The 12,029-nt window shown below is 59.3% G+C and carries 11 protein-coding genes; 3 read left to right on the top strand and 8 right to left on the bottom strand.

Going from position 1 to position 12,029, the window contains the following annotated elements; translation table 11 throughout:
- Positions 1-20: 20 nt before the first annotated feature.
- The gene (locus NOM67_RS17370) at positions 21-788 is read left to right on the top strand and encodes an ABC transporter substrate-binding protein (RefSeq protein ID WP_255938940.1); all 768 of its coding nucleotides are present in this window, start codon (positions 21-23) and stop codon (positions 786-788) included.
- A gap of 8 nt (positions 789-796) precedes the next feature.
- Here the strand turns inward: NOM67_RS17370 and asnC are convergent, their stop codons facing one another.
- Entirely contained in the window at positions 797-1,258 is a 462-nt protein-coding gene (gene asnC / locus NOM67_RS17365) for a transcriptional regulator AsnC (protein WP_005339783.1), read from the bottom strand.
- A gap of 154 nt (positions 1,259-1,412) precedes the next feature.
- On the opposite strand from asnC, the gene asnA reads away from it, so the two are divergent.
- Positions 1,413-2,405, top strand: coding sequence for an aspartate--ammonia ligase (gene asnA, locus NOM67_RS17360; RefSeq protein ID WP_021231465.1), 993 nt, complete (start codon positions 1,413-1,415; stop codon positions 2,403-2,405).
- Between the two features lie 278 nt (positions 2,406-2,683).
- Here asnA and clpB read toward each other — a convergent pair whose 3' ends face one another.
- The 3 genes from clpB to rluD all read right to left on the bottom strand — a co-directional run bounded on the left by clpB (position 2,684) and on the right by rluD (position 7,297).
- On the bottom strand, positions 2,684-5,257 hold the full coding sequence (gene clpB / locus NOM67_RS17355) for an ATP-dependent chaperone ClpB (RefSeq protein ID WP_043850745.1): 2,574 nt from the start codon (positions 5,255-5,257) through the stop codon (positions 2,684-2,686).
- A gap of 175 nt (positions 5,258-5,432) precedes the next feature.
- Positions 5,433-6,170: a peptidoglycan editing factor PgeF gene (gene pgeF / locus NOM67_RS17350; RefSeq protein WP_255938939.1), complete on the bottom strand. Its 738-nt coding sequence runs from the start codon at positions 6,168-6,170 to the stop codon at positions 5,433-5,435.
- Between the two features lie 146 nt (positions 6,171-6,316).
- Positions 6,317-7,297, bottom strand: a complete 981-nt coding sequence (gene rluD, locus NOM67_RS17345) for a 23S rRNA pseudouridine(1911/1915/1917) synthase RluD (protein ID WP_041209551.1) — start codon at positions 7,295-7,297, stop codon at positions 6,317-6,319.
- 117 nt (positions 7,298-7,414) lie between these two features.
- Between rluD and NOM67_RS17340 the strand changes: the two genes are divergently transcribed.
- Complete coding sequence (locus NOM67_RS17340) at positions 7,415-8,170, top strand: outer membrane protein assembly factor BamD (protein WP_033114826.1); 756 nt, start codon at positions 7,415-7,417, stop codon at positions 8,168-8,170.
- A gap of 89 nt (positions 8,171-8,259) precedes the next feature.
- Here NOM67_RS17340 and NOM67_RS17335 read toward each other — a convergent pair whose 3' ends face one another.
- Genes NOM67_RS17335 through NOM67_RS17320 form a run of 4 tightly spaced genes read right to left on the bottom strand, consistent with a single transcriptional unit; the run spans position 8,260 to position 11,861 of the window.
- The gene (locus NOM67_RS17335) at positions 8,260-8,661 is read right to left on the bottom strand and encodes a phosphatase PAP2 family protein (protein WP_255938936.1); all 402 of its coding nucleotides are present in this window, start codon (positions 8,659-8,661) and stop codon (positions 8,260-8,262) included.
- Positions 8,634-8,795: a hypothetical protein gene (locus tag NOM67_RS17330; RefSeq protein WP_255938934.1), complete on the bottom strand. Its 162-nt coding sequence runs from the start codon at positions 8,793-8,795 to the stop codon at positions 8,634-8,636. Before NOM67_RS17330 ends, NOM67_RS17335 begins: the two co-directional genes overlap by 28 nt.
- A gap of 29 nt (positions 8,796-8,824) precedes the next feature.
- Positions 8,825-10,507: a glycosyltransferase family 39 protein gene (locus NOM67_RS17325; protein WP_255938932.1), complete on the bottom strand. Its 1,683-nt coding sequence runs from the start codon at positions 10,505-10,507 to the stop codon at positions 8,825-8,827.
- Positions 10,494-11,861 carry a UDP-glucose/GDP-mannose dehydrogenase family protein gene (locus NOM67_RS17320; RefSeq protein WP_255938930.1) on the bottom strand — a complete coding sequence of 456 codons (1,368 nt, stop codon included), beginning with the start codon at positions 11,859-11,861 and terminating at the stop codon, positions 10,494-10,496. Before NOM67_RS17320 ends, NOM67_RS17325 begins: the two co-directional genes overlap by 14 nt.
- Between the last annotated feature and the right edge of the window lie 168 nt (positions 11,862-12,029).

Raw genomic sequence — 12,029 nt, 5'->3', positions numbered from 1 at the left:
CCGGGTTCAGGAGGGGTAGTTTGCGCGTAACCCATCTGCTTTGGCTACTACTGTTCCCGCTCAGCCTATGCGCCAAAGAGCTGGTAGTCTGCGGCACCATGGAGCACCCGCTCAAATTTCTCGATGCCAATCAGCAACCCCGTGGCCTCGATATCGACATCGTCACCGCCATCTTTGGCAAGCTGGGGATCCCTGTCCGAATAGAACTGATCGACTCCGGCGCCCGCCTCACCCGCAATGCCGAAACCGGTCTCTGCGATATGGTTCTGACCCACTCCTACAATGCCGCACGCGAGCGCTATCTCATCTACCCCCAGCAGGCCCACGTTCGCCACAGCTGGCACTTCTTTGTACGCAAGGCAGACCTGCTGAAGATCCGTTACGAGACGCTGGCCGACCTCAGACCCTGGCGCATCGGCGTTACCAGGGATTTCTCCTATACCCCCGAGCTCACTGCGGCCATGGCCGATCCAACCTACCACTTCCAGCAAATTCCGATGAATCGGCTGCAACTGCGCAAACTGCTTGCCGGACGAATCGATACCGTGCCCATGCCGCTGGTCACCGCCTTCGCCCAGATCAGGGACGAGGGTCTGGAGGGCAGGCTCGACTACCTGCCCAAACCGCTCAAGAGCAGCCCCTACTTCAACACCTGGACCCGCGCCAAAGCGGACAAGAATACCCCGGCCCAGATGGCCGCCTACGATGCCGAACTGCTGCGCATGAAACGGGATGGCCGGCTCAAGGCACTCTACGACAAGTACGGCATTCCCTATATCGAACCCTGATCAGTTGCTCAGGGCTTCACGTCCCGCAGGATCGGATTCTGCAGCGAGATCAGGGTTTCAGTGGACTGGATCTCGTCGATGGTCTGGATCTTGTTGATCAGCACTATCTGCAGCTCGTCGATGGAGCGGGTCATCACCTTCATGAAGATGCTGTAGTGGCCGGTGGTGTAGTAAGCCTCCACCACCTCGTCCAGCGCCTGCAGCTTGGCCAGCGCCGAGGGGTAATCCTTGGCGCTCTTCAGATTGATCCCGATAAAGCAGCAGACGTCATAGCCCAGCTTCTTGGGGTTAACCTGCACCCGCGTCCCCTCGATGATCCCCGCCTGTTTCATCTTCTCCACCCGCACATGGATGGTGCCCGGGCTGACCGCCAGCTGCTTGGCCAGTTCGGCATAAGGAATACGCGCATTCTCCATCAGGGCGGTGAGGATGGCCTGATCGAGATTATCGATCCGGTAATTTTCCGGCATTTTTTTGCCCTCCCGTTAGCGATACATCATTAAAAACAGCCTTATTTTGAAGAAAAAAACACACAAAGCCTATTTCTATTATCGAATATTGAATTTAGTTGGCAATCCGTTGAAGAATCACCACATCCAACGGGGTTTGAAACAGGAATTCAGCATGAAACAGCACTACATTCGCAGCCAACAGCAGATCAGCTTCGTCAAAGAGATGTTCTCCCGCCAACTCGCCCAGCAACTGGGTCTGATGGAGGTACAAGCCCCCATCCTGAGCCGGGTCGGTGATGGCACTCAGGACAACCTCTCTGGCCACGAGAATGCAGTGCAGGTCAAGGTGAAGACCCTGCCTGAGCACAGCTACGAAGTGGTGCACTCACTGGCCAAATGGAAGCGCCAGACTCTCGGTCGCTTCGGCTTCGGCCCGGGTGAAGGGATCTACACCCACATGAAAGCGCTGCGCCCGGATGAAGACAAGCTCACCCCCATCCACTCCGTCTACGTGGATCAGTGGGACTGGGAGAAGGTGATGCCAAGCGAGCGCCGCGATCTCGCCTATCTGCAGGAGACCGTGCGCGGCATCTGGGCCGCCATCAAGGCTACCGAGCGCGCGGTCTGTGCCGAGCATGAGCTGACCCCCTTCCTGCCGGCCGAGATCCAGTTCCTGCACAGCGAAGAGCTGCTGGCCCGCTACCCGGATCTCGATGCCAAGGGGCGTGAGCGGGCCATCGCCAAGGAGCTGGGGGCCGTGTTCCTGATCGGCATCGGTGGTGCCCTCTCCCACGGTGAGCGCCACGATGTGCGCGCCCCGGACTACGACGACTGGAGCAGCCACAGCGAGCTGGGTCTGGCAGGTCTGAACGGCGACATTCTGGTGTGGAACCCGGTACTGCAGGACAGTTTCGAGATCTCCTCCATGGGGATCCGGGTCGATGCCGAGGCGCTACGCCGCCAGCTGGCCATCACCGGTGACGAGGATCGCCTGCAGTACGACTGGCATCAGGATTTGCTGGCCGCACGGATGCCGCAGACCATCGGCGGCGGCATCGGCCAATCCCGTCTGGCCATGCTGCTGCTGCAAAAAGAGCACATCGGTCAGGTGCAGGTCGGTGTCTGGCCGGCCGAGATGAAAGCTGCCGTGCAAGGCATGCTGTAACGAATGAAGGCCATGCCGGCGTCATCGCGCGGGCATGGCAACAGGCAGGTGGCCGTCGGGGTTGAGCGAGCGCATCCCGGCAGGCTGTAAGAAGCGAGGCCAGCAGTGGCCGCGCTTCGCAATCGGGGGCTTGCCCCTGCGACCCGCTCAACCCACGTCAGGTCGCTTCACTACATTCCTCTCGGCAATCTTCGGATTGCCGTTTTTTTATTTTCCATCGTCCAGATATGGCAACGCCAGCCCGAGGGCTGGCATTGCAAACATAGATATGAGACTGGTTACTGGGTCATGGTGAGGCCGTTGCTGTCGGCTCCCAGCAGCAGTTTCTTGCCGGGAACGATGCGGCCGGAGAGCAGCGCCTGCGCCAGCGGGTTCTCCACCTTCTGCTGGATCGCCCGCTTGAGGGGGCGAGCACCGTAGACGGGGTCGAACCCGGCGTGAACCAGCTTGTTGAGCAGCGCTTCGCTCACCTCCACCTCGTAACCCTGAGCCTCCAGACGGCCCATCAGGCTCTTGAGCTGGATGCGGGCGATGGACTTGATGTGCTCCTCACCGAGCGGATGGAACACCACGGTCTCGTCGATCCGGTTGATAAACTCCGGCCGGAAACTGCGGGTCAGCACATCCATCAGCATGGCCTTCATCTCGTCGTAATCCTTCTCGGAGTGGTGCTCCTGAATCAGATCCGAACCGAGGTTGGAGGTCATGATGACCACGGTGTTGCGGAAATCGACGGTACGGCCCTGACCATCGGTCAGGCGGCCATCATCCAGCACCTGCAACAGGATGTTGAACACATCGGGATGCGCCTTCTCCACTTCGTCCAGCAGGATCACCGAGTAGGGACGACGGCGTACCGCCTCGGTCAGATAACCGCCCTCTTCATAACCCACGTATCCGGGAGGCGCCCCAACCAGACGGGCCACGCTGTGTTTCTCCATGAACTCGGACATATCGATCCGCACCATGGCATCCTGGGTATCGAACAGGAACTCCGCCAGCGCCTTGCACAGCTCGGTCTTGCCCACCCCGGTGGGCCCCAGGAACAGGAAGGAGCCGATGGGGCGATTCGGATCGGAGAGACCGGCACGGGAGCGACGAATGGCGTTGGAGACTGCATCAACCGCCTCTTCCTGGCCAATCACCCGGCTGTGCAACTGCTCTTCCATCCGCAGCAGCTTGTCGCGCTCCCCTTCCAGCATGCGGGCGACCGGAATCCCGGTCCAGCGCGCCAAGACGTCTGCAATCTCCACATCTGTGACCCGGTTGCGCAGCAGACTGGTCTCCTGCATCTCGGCTTGAGTGGCGAGATCCAGCTGTTTCTCCAGCTCCGGAATGCGGCCGTACTGCAGCTCGGACATCCGGCCCAGGTCGCCTGCGCGGCGCGCCACGTCGAGATCCTGACGGGCCTGCTCCAGCGCTGCCTTGATGTGCTGGGTGCCGGCAAGGGCGGCCTTCTCGGCCTTCCACACCTCGTCCAGCTCATTGTATTCACGATCTTTTTCGCCAATCTCCTGATTGATCAGCTCCAGCCGTTTGCGGCTGGCGTCATCGTCCTCTTTCATCAGCGCCTGCTGCTCCAGCTTGAGCTGGATGATGCGCCGCTCGAGGCGATCGAGCGCCTCGGGCTTGGAGTCGATCTGCAGCCGGATGCTGGCCGCCGCCTCGTCGATGAGATCGATGGCCTTGTCCGGCAGCTGGCGATCTGCAATGTAACGGTGCGACAGCTGGGCCGCCGCCACGATGGCGGGGTCAGTGATCTGCACATGGTGGTGCAGCTCGTAACGCTCTTTCAAACCGCGCAGGATGGCGATGGTATCCTCCACGCTCGGCTCTTCTACCAGCACCTTCTGGAAACGGCGCTCCAGCGCAGCATCCTTCTCGATGAACTGGCGATACTCATCCAAAGTAGTGGCACCGACGCAGTGCAGCTCGCCCCGTGCCAGCGCAGGCTTGAGCATATTGCCCGCATCCATGGCCCCCTCGCCCTTGCCGGCACCGACCATGGTGTGCAGCTCGTCGATAAAGAGGATGACGTTGCCCTCCTCCTTGGCGAGATCGTTCAGCACGGCTTTGAGCCGCTCCTCGAACTCGCCGCGATATTTGGCACCGGCCACCAGCGCCCCCATGTCCAGCGACAGCACCCGCTTGTTCTTGAGCCCCTCCGGCACCTCGCCGTTGATGATGCGCTGGGCCAGCCCCTCGACGATGGCGGTTTTGCCGACCCCGGGAGCCCCGATCAGCACGGGGTTGTTCTTGGTACGACGTTGCAGCACCTGAATGGTGCGGCGGATCTCGTCATCCCGGCCGATCACCGGGTCGAGCTTGCCGAGTTCGGCCCGCTCGGTCAGATCGATGGTGTACTTCTCCAGCGCCTGACGGTTCTCCTCGGCGTTGGCATCCTCCACCTTCTTGCCGCCACGCACCTTGTCGATGGCCGCTTCGAGCTTCTCTTTGGTCAGCCCCTGAGCACGCAACAGCTCGCCCAGCGTGCCCTTCTCGTCGAGGGCTGCCAGCACGAACAGTTCGGAGGAGATGAACTGATCCTTGCGCTGCTGGGCCAGTTTGTCGCAGACGTTGAGCAGGCGGCCGAGGCCGTTGGAGAGCTGCACGTCCCCTTCCACACCGCTGACGCGCGGCAGGCGATCCAGCTCCTCGCCGAGGCGGGAGCGCAGGGCATTGATATCCATCCCGGTCAGAGTGAGCAACGGACGGATAGAGCCGCCATCCTGATTGACCAGTGCGGTCATCAGGTGAACGGGTTCGATGAATTGGTGGTCACGACCCAGAGCCAAAGACTGGGCATCGGAAATAGCAATCTGGAATTTGCTGGTAAGGCGATCGAGGCGCATTGCACTCCCCCTTCAAACAGGCAGACGCCGCTTGCGCGGCAAACAACATAACTTTCTGAGATGAAAGATGAGGCCCGTACGGGCTATTTCAAGGGGCGATGCTGGTTATTTTTTCTGCAAGAGGGGGGCGAGAGCAGGATCCCCGCCCTTGCCAGATGCAGGGCGGGGAGCTTCATCAGGACGCCAACCAGATGATGGAGGCCATCCGGCCGGTCTGGCCGTTGCGACGATAAGAGTAGAACTGCTCGCTGTCGCTGAAGGTGCAGTATTCGCCACCATAGACGGCGGTTACGCCGGCGCGGGCAAGGCGCAGCCGGGCCAGCTGATAGATATCCGCCAGCCATTTCCCCTCATTGGACGAAGGCACGAACGCACCTGCCGCCTCGGCCTGCTCGGCCATAAAGGCCTCGCGCACCTCGCCACCCACTTCAAATGCAGTAGGGCCAATGGCCGGGCCCAGCCAGGCCAGGATCTCGCCCGGCTCGCAGCCCATGGCGGCGATGCTTGCCTCCAGCACGCCCTCTTTCAGGCCACGCCAGCCAGCATGTGCTGCGGCCACCACTGTGCCTGCCCGATCGCAGAACAACACCGGCAGACAGTCGGCGGTCATCACTATGCAGGCCTGCTCAACCTCGTGGGCGCAGGCGGCATCGGCATCCGGCGCCTGCTCATAATGGCCGCTGACCGGATGAACGACGGTGCCGTGCACCTGATTGAGCCAGTTGAGGGGCCCCGGGATGGCGGCCACCTGCTGCAGCCGGGCCCGGTTGACCTCGACCCTAGCCGGTTCGTCCCCTACGTGGGCGCCCAGATTGAGACCGGCAAAGACCCCTTCGCTGACACCACCGTCACGGGTGGTCGAAAGAGCCCGGACGCGTGCTGGCGCCGGCCAGTCGGGTTCAATCCATTTCATTGCTCACTCCTTCACGCTCTATCGTTCAAATGGAAACGGGGCTCTTGGCTGCAACCAGTCAAGACGCCCCGTTTCAAGGTTCTGTGTGCTACGCGCTGTATCGGCGGGTTACGGCAGAAGTCGTCGCAACACGGCCAGATTTACCACTATTTCCAGACCAGCTCGTCCGGATTGGCCAAAGTATCCGCACGCAGCACTTCCATCAGATCCAGCATGTCCTGCGGCGTGGGGGAGTGCCACTGCATGACCTCACCGGTAATGGGGTGGGCCAGCTGCAGCATGGTGGCGTGCAGTGCCTGGCGACGGAAGCCCCGCAGCGCCTCGGTCAGTTCCGGCGTGGCGTTGCGCAGCGGGCGCAGACGGCCACCATAGGCCGGGTCACCCACCAGCGGATGCTTGATATGAGCCATGTGGACACGGATCTGGTGGGTACGGCCGGTTTCCAGACGCAGACGCAGACGGGTGTGGCCACGGAACTTCTCATGCACCCGGTAGTGGGTCACGGAAGGACGGCCATTGGGCACGACGGCCATATGGGTACGCTGGGTCGGGTGACGGCCGATAGGGGCATCAACGGTGCCGCCGGCAGTCATGTGACCGATGGCGATCGCTTCGTACTCACGGGTGATCTGGCGCGCCTGCAGCGCTTCTACCAGATGGGTCTGGGCCGGAACGGTCTTGGCAACCACCATCAGACCTGTAGTGTCTTTATCCAGACGGTGCACGATACCGGCACGGGGCACCTCGGCAATGCCGGGGTAGCGGTGCAGCAGGGCGTTGAGAATGGTGCCATCCGGCGTACCAGCGCCCGGGTGGACAACCAGACCGGCCGGCTTGTCGATCACCAGAATGTGTTCGTCTTCGTAAACGATGTTGAGCTCGATATCCTGCGCATCAAAGCGGGTGTCATCTTCCAGCTCTACATCCACATGCACCTGTTGCCCAGCAATCACCTTCTCGCGCGGGGTGTTGGCAACCTGACCATCCAGGGTCACTTTGTCCTGTAAAATCCACTCCTTGATGCGGGTTCGGGAGTAGTCGGGAAACAATTCGGCCAGGGCCTGGTCGAGTCGCTGCCCGAATTGGTGATCCTGGAATTCGCCTGTCAGTTCAATATGCTGGCTCATGTATGGTCTCTTGAGCGGGGGGTATCAATTCGAAATAATCCGGGTATTCTAGCTTTTCTTTTAGCCAAGCATAACGGATACTTTGCCAATTTCGTGGAAATGGACCGGATGTTGTTGATGGGAAAGAAGTCTCACCTGCTGATGTCGCTCGCCTTGGTCGCTACCTTGATCACAGGCTGTTCCAGCACCAAACCCAAGGTACCCGACGAACCGCCGGAGACCCTGTACCAGAAAGCACGCCTCAAACTGGATGTTGGCAATTACGTGCAAGCCACTGAATTGCTGGAGGCTTTGGACTCTCGCTACCCGTTCGGCGCCTACTCCAACCAAGTGCAGCTTGACCTCATCTATGCCTACTACAAGCAGGATGATACCGCTCAGGCGATCGCCAATATCGACCGTTTTATCCGCCTCAATCCGGCGCACAAGAACATCGATTACGTCTTCTACATGCGCGGCCTGACCAACATGGCGGCGGATTACAACTTCTTCCAGAGCCTCTTTGGCATCTCCCGCGATGACAAAGACCCGGCCTATGCCCGCCAGGCATTCCAGGACTTCAAGACCCTGTTGCAGAACTACCCCAACAGCGTCTATGCCGCCGATGCCCGTGCCCGCATGATTGGTCTGAAGAACCGTCTGGCCAAATATGACCTGAGCGTCGCCGAGTATTACGTGAAGCGCGATGCACTGGTCGCGGCCGCCAACCGGGCCAAGCTGATTGTCGAAACCTACCCCGACACAGCCGAAACCGAAAAAGCGCTGGAGATCATGGTCGAGTCTTACGACACCCTGAAGATGCCGGAGCTGGCCAAGCATGCTCGCGAAGTGCTGGCCAAGAACTACCCGGAAAACCGCCTCGCCCGCAGTTGAGTGCGAATAAACCGGTAACAGTAAAAAACCGATGCCTTGGCATCGGTTTTTTTATATCTGCAATCAGCCCGGCCGGGGAAAACCCGTCATCAATAGCGGTAGTGAAGCCCCACACCGCGGGCATCCCCCTGCATGGCAACCGGCGCTACCACCACATTGCGCGATAGCGGTGTCGTAAACAGATAGCTTATCCCGGTCGCGATGGCCGCTCCGGCGATGATATCGCGCCAGTAGTGCTGCTCGGCATTCTCTCTCGACCAACCCACAGCACCTGCTGCAATGTACGCCGGCAGCCCGTAGTGCCAGCCATAGCGGATCTGCAGATAGCTGGCGCCGCTGAATGCCGCCGCCGTGTGGCCGGAGGGAAAACTCTGGCCAGAGCCGGATGGTCGCTCTGCATCTATGGTGAACTTCATCCCCTGCACCAGCGCCGTGGTGGTGGCAAAAGAGTAACCGAACTGCTTCAGCCCCTCGATATCATCCTCCCCCATGAGATGAGTGCCGCCGCCACCGGAATCACGATCTGGCCGATATCGCCATAGGTTTCAAAACCACTGCCGGCGTGGCTGGCAGGAACCTTGAGCAGGAAAAGTGGAACAATTACCAAACGTACATACTGCGTCATCCGACAATCCTGAAGTGGAAATAAATAGATCAATGGCACTGCTCTGCGGCAACCAGCGTCAGCAGTTGCCCCTTGTCCGAACGAAGCGAGGTCTGTGCCAGCTGCTGATAGGGGATCCCCTCCAGCAGATTTGCCATCTCCTGCGCCGTACCGTTGACCAGCACCGCATCGAATCTGGCATCGTGACAGGCAAGCACATTCCTCACCCCCTTCCCGTCCAGATTCACTACCTGCATCTCTTCATAGACAGAGAGCAGACCGAGCTCGGTTTCCCCCAGCCGCCAGCCGGCGATGCGATCCCGCGTCTCGAGCGGTATCCCCTCCAGCAGATGGGTCATCTTGCCCGAAACCCCCTTGGCTGCATCGATCAGCGGGTAGACCAGCGCAAAAGTGAGCAGAAACATGATGGCCACCGAGCTGGTGACATGAATGGCGCCATGTACCTCCTTGCGCCGCAACAATAGCTCCAGCGCCATCACGAACAGGGTGATCGCTGGAATATACCGCCACCCCAGCTTGCTGGCTGCTTGCAGCACTTCTGCCGGAATATGGCTGGCAAACGGCAGCGGCAGACCCAGCAGAGGGAGTGCAATGATGGCGACGCAGAACAGCAGCATGAAGTAGAGCCACCCCCGACCATAACGGGCAGTCCACAGCGGCCAGCTCAGACTGACCTGACCCAGCATGATGGCAAATACCGGCAATAGCGGGAAAAGATAGAGAGTTCGCTTGGTCGAAGAGATTGTTAACAATAAAAGGGTTCCCAGCGCCCAGCACAGCAAAAATAACCGCTCACGACTCCACTCCCGCTGTTTCACCGTTTGCCAGCCCCAATAAAAAATGAATGGCAACCATGGGATGGTATATTCCACCATGCCCCACAAATAATAAAGATAGGCACCTTTCTTGATATGACCCAGTTCGGTCGAAGTGCCGGCAAGACGGCCAACCTGATTCTGCCAGAACCACTCATGCCACAAGGCATCGCCATCAGCATGATTAATTATCTCACGAACCCAAGCTGCGACTGGCAATATAAAAAACAACAACACCAGCAAGTGTTTGAATATAAAAACGGGAACACTTTTCTCGTTTACTGCTTTGCGGGCAGCAAAGAGAAAAAGGGGCAACCAGCCGAAAAACACCGTCAACGGCCCGATCGGCCCTTTTGCCATAAAACAGCCAGCCAGACCCAGCCCGGCAATAATCGCCATCAAGTTGCGATGCGCCAGATAATATTCGGCGAATGCCCAGAGGGTAAATACGACAAAGAAGGCGAGCGCACTGTCCGTCCTGATCCAGTGCGTATTGATAATGAATCCCTCCATGGTGCCCAGCGCGATGACCGACCAGAGTGCCGCCGACCTGTTGCCAAGCAGGCGATAGGCCAACAGACCGGTGAAGAGCAGCATGCCTGCCGCCCAGACCACGCCCGTCAAACGCAGGGTGTTGGTTATCCCCAGCCAGGATGCAAACCCATCAAGAAACGGCAGAGCGGCCATGTAGAAGAGCGGCGGCTTCTCGATAAAGCTGCGCCCGCCCAGGGTCGGTACCACCCAATCACCACTGCGGTACATTTCGAGCGCAATGGCCGCTTCGCGGGGTTCATCAGGCGTCCAGAGCTGATGATCAAACTGGCCAAACAGCAGCACCAGAGTCACCAGCAGCAACATCCAGCCGAGCTTGCGCCCCGAGATTTCAGGACGTGGCATGGCTCATTCCTTCTGCAGTGGTCTCCCCGCGTCCGATGGCGTAGTAGGAGAAGCCCTGGCTTTTCATCTTGTGCGGGTCATAGAGATTGCGACCGTCGATGATGAGCGGCATGGCCAGCATCTTCTTGAGCTGGGCAAAGTCAGGCGCCTTGAACTCGTTCCACTCGGTGCAGATGACCAGTGCATCGGCCCCCGCCAGCGCAGCCTCCTTGGTGCCCATCAGCGACAGCTCGGGCTGACAGCCATAGATGCGCTGCGCCTCCTTCATCGCCACCGGATCAAAGGCCTGCACCCGCGCCCCCTCCTGCCACAGCGCCTCCATCAGCACCCGACTCGGCGCTTCGCGCATGTCATCGGTATTGGGTTTGAAGGCGAGCCCCCAGATGGCGATGGTCTTGCCCGCCAGCGACTCGCCCCGCTCTTGAAAGTGAATGGACAGCGTATCGAAGAGCTTGAACTTCTGCCGCTCGTTGACCCGCTCCACCGCGCGGATGAGCGGCGTGTCGTAGTCGAGCGCCGCGGCTGTCGCCAAAAACGCCCTCACATCCTTCGGAAAACAGGAGCCGCCATAGCCGCAACCGGGATAGATAAACTGGTAGCCGATGCGCTGATCGGCACCGATCCCCTGCCGCACCAGCTCGATATCGGCACCAACCCGCTCGGCCAGCCCGGCAATCTCGTTGATAAAGCTGATCTTGGTAGCCAGCATGCAGTTGGCGGCGTACTTGGTCAGCTCGGCACTGCGCACGTCCATGAAGAGAATGCGGTCGTGATTGCGGTTGAAGGGTTCGTACAGCTCGCGCATCACGGCTCTGGAGCGCTCCTTGCCGGTGCCGATGACGATGCGATCCGGGCGCTGGCAATCACGCACAGCCGCCCCCTCTTTGAGAAATTCGGGATTGGAGACCACATCGAACTCGAACTGCTTGCCGAGCTCTGCCTGCTGCTCCCTGACCCAGTGGAATACCTTGTCTGCCGTACCGACCGGCACGGTAGATTTGTTGACGATGATCACCTCGTCGATACGATGCTGGGCAATCGACCTCGCCACCGCCCTGACGGCGCTCAGGTCGGCCGAACCATCCTCATCAGGGGGCGTACCGACGGCGATGAATTGCACCTCACCGTGGGTAACCGCCATGGATATATCCGTGGTGAATTTCAGCGAGCCATTTTGTAGCGTCTGATGCAGCAATGAATCCAGCCCGGGTTCATAAATAGGTAATTCGCCACGGGACAACCGACTTATTTTTTCTGCATCGAGATCAATACAAACAACCTGATGGCCAACATCGGCCAATACAATTGCCTGTACCAGGCCGACATAGCCACTGCCAAACACGGTGATATTCATAACGACTATTCCATAATGCGTGATGCTGGAAACTTTACATCCTTTCCTCAATTGCACCATGGGCAATTTGTAACAAGCAATTTCAATACTGAATGACATTACCACTATTCAACAATGGCCAATGACTCGAGTGACAACACTAAAAATAAATGGCTAAACACCAATTCA

Source organism: Aeromonas sp. SG16, assembly GCF_024436135.1.
GTDB classification, from domain to species: Bacteria; Pseudomonadota; Gammaproteobacteria; order Enterobacterales; family Aeromonadaceae; genus Aeromonas; species Aeromonas jandaei.
The sequence above is the reverse complement of the archived record's forward strand: the minus strand, read 5'-3'. Positions and strand labels throughout refer to the sequence as shown.